Source organism: Flavobacterium sp. (assembly GCF_039595935.1).
Classification (GTDB): domain Bacteria; phylum Bacteroidota; class Bacteroidia; order Flavobacteriales; family Flavobacteriaceae; genus Flavobacterium.
This window is the reverse complement of sequence record NZ_JBCNKR010000004.1, coordinates 1050095-1067340: the sequence shown is the minus strand read 5'-3', so window position 1 is coordinate 1067340 and position 17246 is coordinate 1050095. Positions and strand designations below refer to the sequence as shown.

The following is a 17246-nucleotide window of genomic DNA, read 5'->3' as shown; positions in this document are numbered from 1 at the left end:
GTATTTTTTATCCAAAATAAAAAGCGAAATGCTAAAATTAAAAACTAGAAACATGTGGCAAAAAATAGTACTGTTTATACTGCTTTTAGTTATCGTTGTGGTTTTTTATTTTTCGTGGCTGCCGGATCCTAGTTTAAGAAGTGAAAGTTATCTGCCCCGATGGCTTTTAAACTGGAGTAATCGATATTACAATTTACGTACTGCTGTACCATTTTTAGCCGTTGGTTTTTTATTAGAAATCTACGCACAGGAAAGAAATTCAAATTATGCTAAAAATTTGAGTTTTGTACAAAACTTAGGTATTGCAGCTATAATAGTTTGTGTTGCCGAAGGAGGACAATTTATAATTCAAAAAAGAAACCCTGATGTAATGGATATTTTTTACGGAATATTAGGAAGTTTCATTGGAGGATTATGTTACAGTTTATTGAAAAAAATTAAGAAATGCGAAACCGACATAAATTTACCTTCATAATTTGCTGTGCTATAGCAGATATGATTGCTATGATATTGGGTACTCTGGTGTTTCTGAATTTTGCAAATGAAGAAAAAATTGGCTGGAATACTTTGTTTCTGGATAAAATGATTCCTATTACAATCCTGAGCTGGTTATTTTCGGTAACCTACTTTAGATTATACAGAATTGATGTTCTTTTTAGTTTAGAATGCTTTTTTCGTAACAGCTGGCGTGCTTTTTTTACGCAAAGAATTTTATGGCATAGTTATATTTTTATTTTTCAGGATAATGTGCTGTATTTCTTCGGGAGCCGTGCCAATTTGTTTCAGTTAAGCTTTTTATTATTCTATTTTCTGCTTTCCAGAATTTTGTTTACTCTGGTTATCAGTAAAATTAAAGGCTGGGTTTTTAAGCGTTATACAGTCGCCATATGGGGATTTAATAAAACCAGTATTGAGCTGGCATCGCATTTAGAAACGAATTCTTTTTTTATTGATTTTGTGGGTATTATCAACGAAAACTCAAATGTAGAATATACAAGCAACGAAGAATTTAGTGAAGCGCTTTCACAAGCCATTCACAAAGCATCCAATGACAATATAAATGAATTATACATTGTATCTAAACCTGATTTTATTTCAGATTTGAACTATTTTTTTGAGCTTGGGGATAAACATTGTATGCGCCTAAAATTTGTTCCCGATTTTTCATCCATCTCAAAAAAACATTTTAATTCAAGCCATTTAAATAATTTCCATGTTATAAAACCTCGTTTTGAGCCTTTGCAGAATGCTTATAACAGGTTGATTAAAAGAATTTTCGATCTTACGTTCAGTTTGTTTGTTCTTATTTTTATTATGTCGTGGCTTTATCCCTTAATTGCAATTTTAATTATGAGAGAAAGCAAAGGACCGGTATTATTTAGACAAATGCGTACCGGCAAAAAAAACGAACCCTTTTGGTGTTATAAGTTTAGAAGCATGTATATGAATTGCGGAGATGAAAGCCAGCAGGCCAGAAAAGGAGACGACCGGATTACGCCAATAGGAAGAATTTTAAGAAAAACAAGTCTGGATGAAATGCCGCAGTTTTTTAATGTTTTAATGGGAAATATGAGTGTAGTCGGACCGCGTCCGCACATGTTAAAACATACAAACGATTATAACGGACATATTAACAATTTTATGGTTCGGCATTTTGTAAAACCAGGAATTACGGGTCTGGCACAAGTTTCCGGACTAAGAGGTGAGACTAGAAGAGTAGTCGATATGAAACGCAGGGTAACTACAGATATTCAGTATTTACAGCGGTGGAGTTTAATTACAGATATTAAAATTTGCTTATTAACGGTTATTGTAACCTTGAAAGGAGATAAAAATGCTTTTTAAATTTAAAAATAGAAATTATGGACATTACTAATTACTTTATTGGTGTACTCACAGGAGTTTCCGTGACAACCTTTTTTATTGGAAAAGAGTGGTATAAATATTATACCAAATACACCATTCAGCAAAAACAGCTGGACCGGGTTTTGAAATTAAATGATAAAATCAAAAAAATAAAACATTTACATCCAGCAGAAACTCATAATCTTAATGCCGGATGAATTTAATTTCTTATTAAGTGCTTGCTAACTATATCTATAATAACCACTCAAAAAATAAACCAACTCTTAACTAAAAAATTAAAGCAAGTAAACTACTCTGATGCCTGAAAACTCTTCTTCTTTTTATTGAGGGAGAGTTTTATTTTACATTATTTCCTTTTTAAAAATCATCGCTATTGATCTGCCCTAAAGTCTTTTTGTTCTTTATTTTGAAGAATAAAAAGACTCTGTTATTTCTATTACTTATACTGATAGAAAGAATAAAGAGGAATTAATTTCTTTTGTCGAAAACAACACATTTTATACTTCTGACAACAAAAAAATAGTATAAGAAGCATAAATCATAATTCTAAGGAAATGATCAAGAAAAGAGTTTTAGTTAGGGATAACAAAGGGGTTTTTCTAAAAATGTTTAAGAGAAAATTTAAAAATGAATTTGAATTTTCTGCTGATTCTTTTTTATTAAAAAACGAGAATATGTCAGGCAGTTATGATTGTTCTGTGTTTGTAGTCTATGAATATTCAGAAATTGTAGATTTTTTCAAGCTCGACAATTTAAAATCAAATTCTATAATTTGTTTATTTAGTAAGCATCTATACAGCAGTTTATCTCTTATGGAAGGAATAAAAGATTTAATTTTGATTGATGCTTCAAAAACTAAAACAGAAGTTTTTGCAGACCTGAAAAACTATTTTAAAAAATCGTCAAATTTGCTTCCAAAATTGGGAGAAAAGAAATTTGTAAAATCTAAAAGACTCGAAAAACAACTGGAAATACTTCAAAAAACATTATTCTCCCGAATGTAATTACAGCCTTAACAATAAAAAATGCCGCCCAGTTTGAGCGGCATTTTTTGTATTCAAAAAGAAATAAATAAGTTTAACTCAACGCAATTTCTTTAATCGAAGAAATCGACGGAAGTAAAAAATAAGCCGTTCCGCGGGTTACCACAAATTGCGGCAGCGGTCCCTGAATAACAACATTATTTCCGTCTTCCATAGGAATGGTAAAATCAGGATCAACATTGCCCGGTAAAGGAACAATACGATTGGCAATCAATGGATCCTGCGGCGTATTATCAGCCGGATTAAACACGTTGCTGAAATTATTCATATTAATCCATCCGTATAGCGTTTCAAACTGACTGCTTAAATCTCCGCATAAAAATAAACCAATCAAACCCCTGTCGGCAGTTGGATCGATATTTAAAGGCGGTCCATACGGCATTCCTCGTCGTATGATACGCGGAACTGTATCTGAGCCTGCCACATCAACACCTTCATCGCGCGGATTTGAAACCCGGGTATGCGCAGAAAACGGACATTTTAATCCCTGCATATCATCTTTTGCATAACCAAAATCGGTGCTTTTTGAAGTGCTGTGTTCAGGATTTTCAGGCGAAAGCACCAATGGAGAACCATTTCTCCAGCGTCCGCACATTTTAGCAGCAAGCCATTCAGCCGTATATTCTTTTGTGTTTTTAATTTGTGGAGCAATCGTTTCTGATTGTGTTTCCAGAAAATTATTAAAAGCTTCAACATCCTGATACAAAATTCTAAACGCGTTATAACAGCCGTTTTTTGCAAATGCCGCTTCTGGCCCTGAAAGCGGACCCGGAATAGGATTTGGGAGTGTGCTGTAACCAATCAAAAAGTTGTTGAGGTCCTGTTGATCTGTACCTTGAGGATTTTGATTAAGATCAGGTTCATCAATAGAATCTCTGTAACTAAAATGAATATAATCTGAAGGGACAAGTAAATACTGCTCTAATCTGCCGCTTGGTGTTTGCAATGGTTTTAATTCAGTAACCGCACCATTAGTTTTTAGAGCAGCTTCATTTACTATGTCTACAATTTTATTTTGGGCAGTTGGGTTCATGGCATAAACGTGAACAACGCAATGCACATCCTGATTGCTAAACTTTTTATTCCACCATTCTGATGGATCACCGGCACCATAATCGCCCAAGGACTGCTGCGCATTATTAGGATCCCACGGGCCTTTTTTAAAAGTAACCGAAAAACTCGAATTAGGTACATCAAGTTCCGGTTTTACAATTCCGATTCCAATTGCCGAAAGACCAATATTCAGCATCATTTCTGGTTTTAAAGCGCCCCAGTCTACAGCACTTTGCAGGTACGGAAGCAAATCCTTAAAAAAGCCTTTTATAGCTTTTAAACTAGAACTCTGCTGATCGAATTTAAAAAGCATATGCACAGAACACGGATGCGTATATCCTTTTACGATAAGCCCTTGAATATCGTCTAATTCCGGCGTTGTGTTAAGCGTAGTTTGTGTGTAATTCATAAGATTAAGTTTTAATTAAAGAAAAAACAGCCGAATCAGATGATACAGCTGTAATTGTTTATTTGTTCTTATTTCTTAATTATTTAAACTTCGCAACAATCTGTTTTACAGATTGCGGATAAGCATAATAAAGATCAGCAGGATTGCTCAGGTTACGCTCATTAATGAAATTTGAGAAAATCGTATAAGTAATCTCATCCGGATTAGTTGGAAAATCAGCAGGTTTGTTTGCCCACAAAGTAATCAGAAGAATAAAAGCAGCTTTTATAGTAGTTGAGTTTTTGTAAAAAGCCTCTAAGTAAGAGTTCATATTACCATCAAATTCTGTGATCACTAATATCCCGGCATAACCTTTTCCGTTAGTATTTGGTACAAGAGCAATTCTTGCATAATGAACAATTGCCATTTTATCTAAAGCTTCTTTAGTGGCAGGGCTATTAAAGTTTTTATAAGCAGTTTCAGCTAATGTCTGTGCTTCATCAGTTTGATAAATAGGAACATACATTGTTAATGGATTCACGGTTTGCATAATAGATTTTGTTTTTGGATTTTGCTTACTCTTTTATCCCGTTTTCGGCTTCGCGGTGTTTTTTAAGTGATTATTTTCAGCCGAAAGTACTCGAGTTATAAAGCGGATTCCGAAAAAATGACACCAAACGGAGATTATTAGGCATAAAAGAGATTTTATGCTGAATAAATTTTATTATGCTGAGAGAAGTTTAGAGTTTTTCTGTCTATTTTATTAAATATAAATGTTAAATAATTGTAATTCAGTAAAATAGGTGTAAATACGTGAAGCAGAATTATTTGTTTGTATTAATTTTATTATAAAAAAATGCATTCTTTTTATAATAAGAAAGTAAAATTTTACAATAACTGATTGTAAATGAATTTGAAAAATAACTAATATCTCTGAAACCATGAAAAATGAAATGAATCCTCAGGAAACGAATTCAAAAGTTATTCTGGATCAACGCCCAACTACCTGGCCAGAAGAAGGAAAAATTGATTTAGATATTCATGATCTTCCACACCGTGGCGCAATTATAGAATGGTGGTATCAAAATTGTCATGTTACTTCAAAGGATGGCGATCGCTTTTCTTTATTTGCATCTTTTTTTAGATTAGCTTCTAAAAAAGATGAAGAATCAGATGATTATTCATACGCACATTTTATAATTTGGGCATTATCTGATAAAGTCAATCAAAAATATTATACAGATTCGCTTGTTGACCCAAGCATGCCGGCAGAATCGCTTAAAGTTCTGAATAAGAAAGAAGAAACAATTAATAAACAGTTTTATCGTGCCTTAAAAGAAGTTTATGCAAAAGGAAATGTGCCTTTTCCCGACAGACTTCTTAAAGAACCTGCAAATGTAGCTTTAGACAATCTTTTATTAGAATACGATCAAAATTCTTTTAAAAAAGACGAACAAGGAAATTATCATTTACTATTGGATAATCCGTTAGATCAAATAGAATGTAAACTGGAATTTACTCCTTTAATAGAACCGGTGCGACATGGAAATGAAGGAGAGTTATACGGAATATGGAAAGAAGATATGTTTTATTATTTTATTCCGAAGTGCAAAGTAAGTGGTGAAATTTTAATTCAAAACAAAACTTACAAAGTAGAAGGAAGCGGCTGGTATGATCATGAATTTAGTAAATCAGGAGACGAAACCGCCGTAAAAGATTTTAGACACGATATGTCCTGGGACTGGATATCGCTGCAATTGGATAATGGATTTCAAATGTCTTTATATGATCTTTTTGATAACACTAAGAATGGTGAATATGCTGGAGGAACCGGAATTATAATTGATAAAAATGGTAAAAGAATCAGCGTTGAGGATTACACATTTGAACCTGTAAAGCATTGGACAAGCGCGAGAACATTTATAACCTATCCTGTTGCGTGGGAGCTTGAAATACCAAGTTTTAACGTTTCTCTTTTTGTTGAGGTTGATTTTCCGGAACAGGAATTTATAACCACTCTTTCTATGCCTGCATTTTGGGAAGGAAGTATAAAGGCAGAAGGAAATTTTATGGGAGTTAAAGTTACTGGTGTTGGCTATTCAGAAAGAACCGGATTTAATACAAAAGAAAGTATTGAGAGTTTCTTAAAAGGAGTAGGAAAGTGCACGCAGGAAGTAGTAGAATCTTTACTGCCTTTAAACCCAACACAAGAGCAGTTTCATAAACTGGTTAATAGTCCGGTAGGTGTAGATTTTTTTAGTGAGGCAGACAAAGAACAATATATTACATCGGTTATTAAACCTATCAGGGAAATTGTCGATCGCAGTAAAAAAGCGTGGAGATCTTATGTACTGCTTGCCTGCATAGATGCTGTTGGCGGAAACTCACAGCCTTTTATCGATATACTGGCAATGCCGGAACTTGTACATTCAGGATCATTGATTGTTGATGATGTTCAGGATAGTTCAGATACGCGAAGAGGAGGTACGTCGCTGCATCATTTGTATGGAGAACCACTTGCGATAAATGCCGGAAATACATGTTACTTTCTTGGAGATTTAGTGGTAAAAAAATCACTAATTTCAGATGATGTAAGATTAAGAATTTATGAACTTTATTTTGAAATGATGAGAGCTGCACATGCCGGACAGGGTTTGGATATCAGCGGACTTCATTCACTTATGCCAGATGCGGTCAAGAATGGAGACAGTTCAATACTCGAAAAAAGAATTTATTCGATACATCGTTTAAAAACTGCTGCGCCGGCTTGTACTTTAGCCAAAATAGGAGGAATTATGGGTGGCGGAAAACCTCAGGAAATAGAAGCGCTGGCCAATTATTTTGAAGCAATTGGTCTTGCTTATCAAATAGTTGATGATGTTTTGAATTTGGAAGGATATGAAAACAACCTTAAAGATAAAGGAGAAGATATTACCGCTGGAAAAATTACAATGCCAGTTGCAAAAGCAATGGGTTTACTGACTTTAGACAAACGTGAATATATTTGGAAAACCATTCAGACAATGCCAAAAGATACGGCAGTAATAGCTTCTGTAATCAAATTGCTGGAAGAATGCGGCGCACTTAAACAATGTCGCATAGAAGCAGAAAATCTTATGGAAGAAGCCTGGAAAGAGGTAGAAAAAATAATACCGGATTCATTTTACAAAATAAGATTACGCGCATTTGGCTGGTTTGCTTTGAAAATAGAATGCTAAAATTTTATTGAGGTCAATTCTTGTTTTTTTTGAGTTAATATCACTTATCCGAATAATTTAAATTTATTCCATTAGATAAGAAATGGCCTCAATTTAAACTATAAAAATGCGCTTTAAATACCTGTTGACTTGTATTGTTTTATTTTCAATAAAAGTAAATTCACAAATTGTAGAAGAAAAAAAGAATTTCCGTGCAGCAGATTCGCTGCTAAAAGAACATAGTTTTTCTGTTCATCGTGATAATTATTTTTTAACCGGAATTCCATTAAACGAAGCCGTTACGAGAAATAATGCCGATGTAAAATATCAGGTTAGCTTTAAACTTCGATTAAATTCAAAACCTCTTTGGGGCGGATTTTTTCCTTATTTAATGTATACACAAAAAGCATTTTGGGATATTTACGCAAGCTCGAAACCCTTTTCAGAAATAAATTTTAATCCCGGCGTTGCCATCGTTCGTCCGTTTTATTTAAAAGGCGGAAGACTTACTTACGGAACAATTTCGCTTGAACACGAATCAAACGGAAGGGATTCTATATATTCCAGAACGTGGAATATGCTGGCTTTTTCATTAAAATCGCAGGTTTCTCCAAGATGGACAGTTGGATTAAGAGGCTGGATTCCGCTGGTCGATAAAGAAGACAATCCCGGATTGACCCAATATGTGGGTTATGGAGAAGCAAGCGCCACTTACCAGATTCAACCCGGAAGATGGAGCGCAGATGTTCTTTTTAGAAAAGGAAGCGGTCTTATCAATTACGGTTCTTTGCAGACGCAGCTGAACTGGAAACCTTATAAAGATGAGAATTATTATGTCACGCTTCAATGGTTTGTGGGCTATACCGAAAGTTTAATTGATTATCAGGAACATAAAAGTATGATCCGTTTAGGCTTTACCATCAAACCTGAAAACATGGGAATTTTTTAAATCATTTTTTATTTGCAGCCCAAAAAATAGAATTTCGCAAAAGAGTAGTGTAAGCTTCATTTTCGAATAATTCAGGAGCATGTCCCATAAAAATATAGACATTTCGGGATTTAAAATGATCGTTCGTCCAAACAACCGGATGATCGCCCATTTTAATTTTTGAATCAGGCTGATAGGTATTTTCATCAACAGAAGCCAAAATGTGAACATTTTCCCGAGGACTTTTATTATACGTATACCATTCTTCTTTATTTATTAAAAAATCGGTCGGAATTCCTTTCATAACCGGATGCAATTTATCTTCAACATTTACTTTCGCATTCGCAAAAGTCGCAATGTAATTCTCAAACTTTATTCCACCCATAAAATCCGAGAACCATTTCCACATCGGGTAACCATCAAATTCACCCAATAAAGTAGCGTGATGCAGACCAATCCAGCCGCCTTTTCCGCTGCTCATATATTTCTCAAAAGCTTTCATCGATTCTTCGCTCCAGGTATACGGAGGATAATCTAATTGAATAAAAACCTGATATTGTTTTAAAAATGCCTCGTTAATTTTTTGAGTATTTTCAATATAATCAATCGTAAAACTGCTGTCAATTGCCAGTTTGTTCAGCCATGGTTTTGCGGCTTGGGAAAATGCCAAATGATGTCCGCCATTTTCATATAAAACCAACGCTTTGAACTTTGTTCTTTTTGCTTTTTGAGCGGTGCAATTTCCCTGAAAGAAGAAAACTGCCATGAATATAATTAAGAAATTTTTCATTGTTTAAATTTTACTTTGAAGCCAAAGCTGTTACGGCTTGTAAAAACCATGCTGAATGCGGAATCCATTGTTCTGTCCAGCGCCATTCGTCATTGCCTTCAACATCCATTTTAAAATCAATTCCGGAACCGTCAGGATTTCCTTCTTTGCCGGTAATTCCGTTTGAGATTCCACCTTTTTCAGAACCATGCCCGTAATTAGAATGCATATACGGAACATTGGTTTCTCCAAATTGATATAAAAAGCAAACAGAATAAGGATTACAGCCTAAAATCCATGATAATTGCTGCGATGCGTATAAATCCAGCGGATTTTTTACAGCATCCTTTTTTGGAACAGAAACTAATTTTCCACCTTCAATTGCTGCTGTTGCCAGAGACGCTAATCTTGCATTTTCGCCCTGCCACCACCAGCCGGTTTCATTATCATGCGGAATAAAAAAACCATCTTGCACTTTATCATGAAACAAGAAACTTTGTCTCGCATAACCAAACGGGTTTTCTACATTTTGGGTAACAGCCAGATTATATACTAAAGCTTTTTTAATAACATTTTTTGCCTCGCTTATTTCTTTACTGTCTTTTTCTTTTTTCAAATAACGTGTTAATGCCACGACTGGTAAACCGGCATCGGCGGCATGCCAAAACGGACGATTGCCGTCGTTGCTTCTAAACCAGCCTTTATCGGTCATTCGGTTCTCCAATTTATGAGCCCATTTTCTGGCCTCATCTTTATAGAAATTATCATTGGTAGCAATCCATAATTCAGTGGCAGCCATTAAAGCACAATAGTCATCAATGATATTTTCTTTGCCGTCATCATCATATTTGGTATTATTTATAAGAAGATGAGCATAAGCACGTTTGGCTCCGTCTAAATATTGCTGAGAAGTAAAATCGCCGCTTTTTTTCCATTGTGAAATTCGGGCAAGAGCCGCAATCGCCATTCCGCCGCCTTCGCGAAAAGCAGACTGATATTCATCTGTAGTAACGCTATTGGCTTTTAAACCTACAATTCTTCTGGCAGATGGATCTTTGTCAAAATAACTGAAAACAATCATGTAAAAATAATCCTGATCAGATAGACATCTCATCATATAATCAGCTCCCCAAATGGCTTCGTTATCAAGAGAATCTTTTATTTTCCATTGTTGTAATTGTTTCGAAATGGTTTCAGAAGTATTAATCAGAGACCATGTTACTAAAGGTGTTTGCTGCGGCGATACAAAATTGGCATACGCCAGATGCGAAAAATACTTGCTCACATCTCCAGAGGCATCACACCATCCGCCGTGAACATCAACTCTTTTTGTACTGCCGTATAACAGCATTTTTTTGTCGGCGTCTAATTCTTCGGGAGTATTGGCTCTTTGTTTGTTGTAATAATGAACGATCGAAGAAATAGTTCGTTTTGCTAATATGTTTTCTTCAATAGCAAAAGAGGCCGACGTATAGATTTGATCTGCAATTTTGAAAGTGATTTTATAATTTCCGGGTTTTTCAAAAGATGAAAAATCAGCTTGGTAAAATATTTTTCCCAATTTCCAGTCTTCGACATTTTGCGCTTTTCCTATGGGTGCCGTAAAAACAGTTTTATTGGTTTTGGTATCAATAATATCAAAATTTCTATTTTCTGTTGGTTCTTTATATAAACCTAATATCGCTATTTTAGGACTTTTAGGATTATAACCTACCTGATTTACATAAATGATAGGTTCACCGCAATAAGCTGCTATAGAAAATAACAATGCAAATAGAACATATCTTAACTGTTTATTGAATTTTAGCATAATTGATTTGGTAATGGGTTTGGAGTTAAAATTTAAGATGCTGATCATCCTTATTTTAACAAGCAAATTACAAAAAGGATTTTTTTTAGACGATTTTCTAAAATCCTCCAAAACTTCAATAATTTCTTCTAACGCTTTTATTTATGCCTGATCTGCAAAAAAATGATGTGTATTTGATGGGCTTTTCAATACCAAAAATGCACAAAAAGGATACTAGTTTTTAGCAATTTCATCAATAATTATCTTTTGAATTTCTTCCGGTTTTTCCATTAGTACAGAATGTCCTGAATTTTCAAATTCATAGATTTGTTTCTTGGGTGCTTTTAGAATTTTAAAATACTCTTCGGCAATTTTATAATTTGTTTGAAAATCTTTTTTACCTACAATAAAATAAACAGGGCATTTTACTTTAGGAAGTTCTTTTAAAAGATTTTGACTGATGGCTTTGTTCCATGTAACCAGCCATGTATCGCTCCAGTTTTTTAGATATTCTTTAATGGCAGCAATGTTTTCTTCCGGAAGCGGCTGTCCGTCATAATAAAACATCCATTTTCTTGAAGATAATAATTGCTCATAGTTTTCAAAAGGAACTTTGATAGTATTTAATTCTTCTAATGCCTTGGGATTGTCTTTGGCATCAACTTTTAATTTATCAACAAGTAACTTCTCACTTTTAGTCTGGTCAATTACAGAACTAACAGAAATATAAGCATTTAAAAGCTCCGGATGTTTATCGGCCATGTAAAAACCTAAAACAGTTCCCCATGATTCGCCCACGAGATATAATTTCTTTTTATTGAATTTTTTTAGCAAAAGCTGAACGACTTCATAAGTATCGCTTTCCATTAATTCAAGCGTAATAGGTTCTGTAGATTTGTTTAAAGTCAATGTTCTGCCAGAATCTCTTTGATCCCATTGCACGACCACGAAATGATCCTGAAGTTTATTGGTAAAAGTTTCGGCCTGATTCATTCTCGAACTGCCCGGGCCGCCATGTAAAAATAAAATAATGGGGTTGTCCGGATTTCCTTTATAAGAAATAATCTGTTTTATTTTTCCGACTGATAAAGTATCGTACTTAATTTGGGTTTGTGAAAAAGATTTAGTTAAAAATAATGCAATAACAAGCAGCGTAAAATTTACTTTTTTCATTGGTTTATGGCAGTTAATTTAAGGTTTAGCAGAATTCTTTTGGTTTTACTAATGTAATGATTTTGATTAGTTTAATTCTATTCTAAAGTTAAATTTATAGCCGATAATACATTTTCTCTTGTTCCTTTTTTCAAATCAATAACATCAAATCTTTTGGTAGACGAAAAAGAGCCAATATCGCTGTCGCTGTTAATTAAAACGGCACCAACAAGAACAACATATTTGCAATTGTATTTTGTACCTTCAATCAATTCCTGAATTCGTTTGTCGATAGATTCGTAAATTATTTCTGTGGCTTCGTAAAGCGGAATTTCGGCTTTTAAGATTCTTTCTTTTTGATTGAAAAGAATTTGTTCGATAGTATTCATTTGATAATCAATCTCGGTAATGTGTCCCGGTTTAATATCATTCTGTACTAATTTGTGCAATGCGCCGTGAGCGGCACCACAGCAGCTGGAAGGTTTGTGTTGCCCAAAACGATTTATTTCCCCGATTTTTCCTTCCTTCGAAATTCCAATATGCGGACCATAGTAAATAAAAACCGCTCCATCATCAGGAACGTGGCTGGCAAAAGCCTGCATGCCAGTTAATCCAGTAAATGGAAAACCATCTAAGCCGCCCATTTTAAAAGGTCCCAGAAATTCATTTGCTCTTACCGGATATTGAATACTGTTTACATCATCGCTGCAAATGCTGTCTGCAAACATAATTTGTGCCGGTTCGAGATCCAGTTTCTCTTCGACATAATCAATAATTTTATTTATAAAATCAATGGTAGTTAAAGCATTAGGGTAGAATTTTCTAATGATTTGTAGTTTTTCTCTTTTTTTCATTCTTAAGAAATTTGAATGTAGGTAATCTGTAAAGTGATAACTGGAAATGTTATTTTCTGGCTTTACGTAAAGTTAAAGAAAATAGAGCTGATTTGAATATAATTACGAGTTTTATGTTTTTATCTGCAAAAAGTATCTGAATGAATATTTTGATTTTGTTGGCTGCAAAATTCTGTAAATCATATATTTTAACTTTTTTTTATTAAATTTGATATTACAATTTCTAGCAATATCGATTATGGAAAAATTAAAACGCCCGGTTTATCTAAAAGCTGGTTCTGATGATTTTTTTAAGAAGCTGCGCACAGAAGTAAATGACACTATTCTACAAAACTCATCATTGTACCTTTTTAACGTTATAAAATCACTAGGCCTTTTGGTTGTGTTTTTTCTATTTTATGGCTGTATTTTGTTTTTCGGAAACAGTACGCCGTTACTTTTCCTCTTTTATATTTTATGCGGATTTACCATGATTGTGCTTTTTATAAATGCCTTTCATGACGCTGCACACGGAGCTTTATTTAAAAAAGCCAAACACAACGAATGGTTCTTATATGTTTTAGAGCTTTTTGGAAGCAATCACTGGCTCTGGATGCGCCGTCATATCAATCTTCATCATGCGTACCCAAATGTTCCCGATTGGGATATTGATATAAAACAAAGCGACATTATACGAATTTTCCCGAATAGTCCGTTGTTTGAATATCATAAATACCAGCACATTTACATGTGGTTTATTTATCCGCTTTATAGTTTAAATTGGATTTATATTCGTGATTTCAAGGATTTTTTTGGGAAGAAAAACAATTACGTAAAAAAGGTTGTTGACGAAATTCCGACCAAACAAATTTTTATATTATTTGCAGCAAAAATTATAAATCTGTTCTATATCCTTTTTATTCCGATGATCGTTTTAAATCAGCCTTGGTATTTGGTTTTAGGCGGCTGGTTTGCCATGCATTTATCAGGAAGTGTTTTGGGAGTTGTAGCCTTGGTTTCTACCCATGTTGATGAAGATGCTAATTTTCCGGGAATTGACGAAGAAGGAAATCTTTCTGCAACCTGGGCTTTACATCAAATGATTGTGACAAAAGATTTTAGTACCAATAGTAAACTGGCCAATTTTTTATACGGAGGCTTTACACATCACGTTGCCCATCATCTTTTTCCGGGTGTTGGTCATACGTATTATCCGTATATAACGCCTATTATAATGCGTTATGCCGAAGAATATGATCTTCCGTATACTTCATATCCATTTTATCATGCCGTGCGCTCGCATTTTAGAATGCTGAAAAACAAAGGTGTTAATGAGAATATTTTTATGACGGGAGAGATTTGATTTTTCAAATTATTGTAAATATAAAAAAACTATTACCTATAAATCCGCTTTAGTAGTTGTTAGCAGGTAGTCATTATGATTCATCTGGATTCGGTCTTGGAGAATTTTCTATGCCATTTAAAATTAACGTTAGAACATCGTCGGATGTCTTTATGTCGGCGAAGTTTAATGATAATAATATTTTTACTTTACTTTTTAAATGATTATCAGGAATTTGGTCTGCTAATTTTAAAGATTCTTCAAATTTTCTATCATTCCTTAATTTATCAAAAAAATCTGTCATCAATTGTCTTGCTCTATTTGATTGAACAAAGAATAATGCTGAAACTGCATCAATTATTGTTCCGGAAATTAGTGTAATGAAAGCTTTTCCTTGTTGCATTATGGATACATCTGGTTTCACGGCCAATAAACTAATGACGATAATACAAAAGCCAATTGCTGCAAAAACTAAACTGAACCAAAAACTGATTTTTGATTGCGCAAGTCCTTGAGAATGATATTGTAAAAATAAAGCAAGTTTTTTATCATCAGAATTATTATCATTGTGTTCTGTCGGAATACCTTCTAAAATTGCCTCAGCTTCCTTTTCGTAACTATCATTAAAATCAAGTTTTATATTTCCAAACTTAATACGTCCGTTTCTGAAATAGATCAAAATTACTGTCAACACAGCTATTAAACTTATTATAATAGATAGAATTTGGGATGTATAATCTAGTGCTTCCATTTTACGTTATTTTAAATTATTAGGTGATTGCAGCTAACTTACATATATGTCTGAAGATTTTAGAGTTATTCTACCTAAAATTTAGTTACTATGTCTGACAAATGACAGTAGATTTTTATTTTCAAAAATAGGATTTTTATTTCATAAACTATCAAAATTACTTTCTATTGTTTTAATATTTTTCGTACTAACATACAGTGTAAATTTCTCTGATCTTACGACTTTGATGAATTAGGAGGAACGTGATTCTAAAATAATAGTGACATCAACTTAGTATCAAAAGTTAAACATTGCTTAAAAAATTCAAATCCTCTAGAAGATGGTTAGAATTCTATATCATCAAGGTAAAATCACCTCAAAACCGGAATCTTAACAAAACTATCATTATACCATTTTATCTGCAAAGGTTCTTTTGCATCCAGAATGGTTTCGTCACTAACGTCTTTTCCGGTTCCGTAATTCAATTGCGAAAACGGATTTTTGTTTATGGTAACAGCAATTAATAAACGACTTCCTTTGCTTAATTGTTTGCTTACGAAATGAGTGTTTGTAAAAGCAATAGTTTCAATTGTATTAGGTTCCAGCAATTGCCTTTTCTCAATATCTTTTGCATAACTCGCACGCCCAATGTAATAAGATAAATGAAAGTATTCTCCTTCTGGAGTAACTTCATAAAGTGTAACGCCCAAATCCATATCTTTTTTATTGATGCTGCATTTAATTTCGCCTAAAAAAGATCCATTTATAATAAGAGGTTCTTTTAAAGGTTCACTTATATAGAAATAGCCATCTTTTGTATCAACTTCTTTTTTTATAATCGGACTCGGATAGTAATTGTTATTGCTGTTTTGTCGGTCTTTAAAATCAACTTCCTGTGGTAAGAATTCTTTCTTTTTAGGTTTTTTAGAATCGGCCAGATAAAAATCTCCGGTTTTGTTGTTCGTTAAATAAAAAGTCAGGAAATCATTGTGCATTTTTTCAAATGATGGAGCGCTTTTCCATTCATTGGCACCCATAACTTCATAGTTGATTTTATCTTTTAAAACATCAGGTTTAGTTCCATTTTTCAAAATATAGTCAAACCATTGATAGGTAATTTTCTTAATATCAAACAAAGCATTAGCATCGACTTTATAATTATTTATAACCGCTTCTCCGCCAATCTGCGTTCCAAAATGTCCGTAAGGACCAATTATCAAATAAAAAGGCGTTTTCGGACTGTATTTTTGAAGTTCTTTTAAATAATATAAACTCGAATTTTGTGAATCATTATAATAACCATCAAAAGCCAAAACCGGAATATTGATCTGAGAAAAATCATTTTTATAAGGCGCCATTTTTTGCCAATATGCATCAAACGACGGATGTTTTATCCATTTTTGAAACCATCGGTTAGGTTCGCCGTCAATGCTGTCTAAAGTTTTGTAGGCTGTTCCGGCTTCCCACCATCTAAATTTTAAACCTCTAAAACGTGGTCGGTTATTATTGGTTACGGTATCCAGATATTTATTATTTCCAACATAAAAAGCCCATTCGTAATTTGGGTTTATGAAAACATTATTTTCCATCGGCAAACCCATTCCCGGTCTGTTAGCAACAGCAGGAACTATAGTTTTAAGTGCCGGATGCAGTTTTTTACAGGCTGCCCATTGTGTAAATCCGTTGTAACTTCCGCCATACATCCCGATACTTCCGTTACACCATTTTTGTTTGCTGATCCAGTCAATGGCATCGTAAACATCATTGGCTTCATCTTCATACGGGTTAATTTCGTTCGGGCTGAAACGCTTTCCTCGCGCATAAACCATTACGCCAATATAGCCTTTATCAACAGATTCCTTTATCGATTTAAGATCTCTGCCATTATCGCGAACATAAATAGTATATTGAAGAATTACCGCCTTTGGAGTTTCGTCATTCTTTTTTCGGGCAACCATTGCCGATAATATGGCGCCGTCTCTTGTGGTAATTGAAACACTGTCCTGAATATCATAATCACTTTCTTTACTGGCTAATTGGGCTGTTTTTGTTTGTTGTGCCGAAATTTGACAAACAATAAAAAATAAACTCAGAAATAAAAATAATGCTTTGTTATTCATAATCAGTTAGTTTTTCAGTTGAACGAATTTAATTAT

The 17246-nt window shown here is 33.9% G+C and carries 15 protein-coding genes; 7 read left to right on the top strand and 8 right to left on the bottom strand.

The window, feature by feature from the left end; translation table 11 throughout:
- The first annotated feature begins 28 nt into the window (after positions 1-28).
- The 4 genes from ABDW27_RS04610 to ABDW27_RS04595 all read left to right on the top strand — a co-directional run bounded on the left by ABDW27_RS04610 (position 29) and on the right by ABDW27_RS04595 (position 2870).
- Positions 29-475 carry a VanZ family protein gene (locus tag ABDW27_RS04610; RefSeq protein ID WP_343694787.1) on the top strand — a complete coding sequence of 149 codons (447 nt, stop codon included), beginning with the start codon at positions 29-31 and terminating at the stop codon, positions 473-475.
- Positions 445-1845: an exopolysaccharide biosynthesis polyprenyl glycosylphosphotransferase gene (locus ABDW27_RS04605; RefSeq protein ID WP_343694786.1), complete on the top strand. Its 1401-nt coding sequence runs from the start codon at positions 445-447 to the stop codon at positions 1843-1845. Before ABDW27_RS04610 ends, ABDW27_RS04605 begins: the two co-directional genes overlap by 31 nt.
- A 17-nt stretch (positions 1846-1862) precedes the next feature.
- Positions 1863-2063 carry a hypothetical protein gene (locus tag ABDW27_RS04600; RefSeq protein WP_343694785.1) on the top strand — a complete coding sequence of 67 codons (201 nt, stop codon included), beginning with the start codon at positions 1863-1865 and terminating at the stop codon, positions 2061-2063.
- A gap of 408 nt (positions 2064-2471) precedes the next feature.
- Positions 2472-2870 (top strand): hypothetical protein, encoded by a 399-nt coding sequence (locus ABDW27_RS04595; protein WP_343694784.1) that lies wholly within the window; start codon positions 2472-2474, stop codon positions 2868-2870.
- A 73-nt stretch (positions 2871-2943) separates the two neighbouring features.
- On the opposite strand, the gene ABDW27_RS04590 is transcribed toward ABDW27_RS04595, so the two are convergent.
- Positions 2944-4371 (bottom strand): hypothetical protein, encoded by a 1428-nt coding sequence (locus ABDW27_RS04590; protein ID WP_343694783.1) that lies wholly within the window; start codon positions 4369-4371, stop codon positions 2944-2946.
- 79 nt (positions 4372-4450) lie between these two features.
- Positions 4451-4900: a hypothetical protein gene (locus ABDW27_RS04585; protein WP_343694782.1), complete on the bottom strand. Its 450-nt coding sequence runs from the start codon at positions 4898-4900 to the stop codon at positions 4451-4453.
- 391 nt (positions 4901-5291) lie between these two features.
- On the opposite strand from ABDW27_RS04585, the gene ABDW27_RS04580 reads away from it, so the two are divergent.
- A complete protein-coding gene (locus ABDW27_RS04580) occupies positions 5292-7568 on the top strand; it encodes a polyprenyl synthetase family protein (RefSeq protein WP_343694781.1) in 2277 nt (758 codons plus the stop codon).
- Between the two features lie 106 nt (positions 7569-7674).
- A complete protein-coding gene (locus ABDW27_RS04575; RefSeq protein ID WP_343694780.1) occupies positions 7675-8496 on the top strand; it encodes a phospholipase A in 822 nt (273 codons plus the stop codon).
- 1 nt (position 8497) lies between these two features.
- On the opposite strand, the gene ABDW27_RS04570 is transcribed toward ABDW27_RS04575, so the two are convergent.
- The 4 genes from ABDW27_RS04570 to ABDW27_RS04555 form a co-directional block, all read right to left on the bottom strand.
- Complete coding sequence (locus ABDW27_RS04570) at positions 8498-9265, bottom strand: ThuA domain-containing protein (RefSeq protein ID WP_343694779.1); 768 nt, start codon at positions 9263-9265, stop codon at positions 8498-8500.
- 10 nt (positions 9266-9275) lie between these two features.
- On the bottom strand, positions 9276-11054 hold the full coding sequence (locus tag ABDW27_RS04565) for a glycoside hydrolase family 9 protein (RefSeq protein WP_343694778.1): 1779 nt from the start codon (positions 11052-11054) through the stop codon (positions 9276-9278).
- Between the two features lie 213 nt (positions 11055-11267).
- On the bottom strand, positions 11268-12206 hold the full coding sequence (locus ABDW27_RS04560; protein WP_343694777.1) for an alpha/beta hydrolase: 939 nt from the start codon (positions 12204-12206) through the stop codon (positions 11268-11270).
- Positions 12207-12283: 77 nt separating this feature from the next.
- Positions 12284-13039 carry a hypothetical protein gene (locus tag ABDW27_RS04555; protein ID WP_343694776.1) on the bottom strand — a complete coding sequence of 252 codons (756 nt, stop codon included), beginning with the start codon at positions 13037-13039 and terminating at the stop codon, positions 12284-12286.
- A 238-nt stretch (positions 13040-13277) separates the two neighbouring features.
- Between ABDW27_RS04555 and ABDW27_RS04550 the strand changes: the two genes are divergently transcribed.
- Entirely contained in the window at positions 13278-14381 is a 1104-nt protein-coding gene (locus ABDW27_RS04550) for a fatty acid desaturase (protein WP_343694775.1), read from the top strand.
- A gap of 73 nt (positions 14382-14454) precedes the next feature.
- On the opposite strand, the gene ABDW27_RS04545 is transcribed toward ABDW27_RS04550, so the two are convergent.
- Both ABDW27_RS04545 and ABDW27_RS04540 read right to left on the bottom strand, forming a co-directional pair.
- Positions 14455-15111: a hypothetical protein gene (locus ABDW27_RS04545; protein WP_343694774.1), complete on the bottom strand. Its 657-nt coding sequence runs from the start codon at positions 15109-15111 to the stop codon at positions 14455-14457.
- Positions 15112-15461: 350 nt separating this feature from the next.
- A complete protein-coding gene (locus ABDW27_RS04540) occupies positions 15462-17210 on the bottom strand; it encodes a CocE/NonD family hydrolase (protein ID WP_343694773.1) in 1749 nt (582 codons plus the stop codon).
- Positions 17211-17246: the final 36 nt, after the last annotated feature.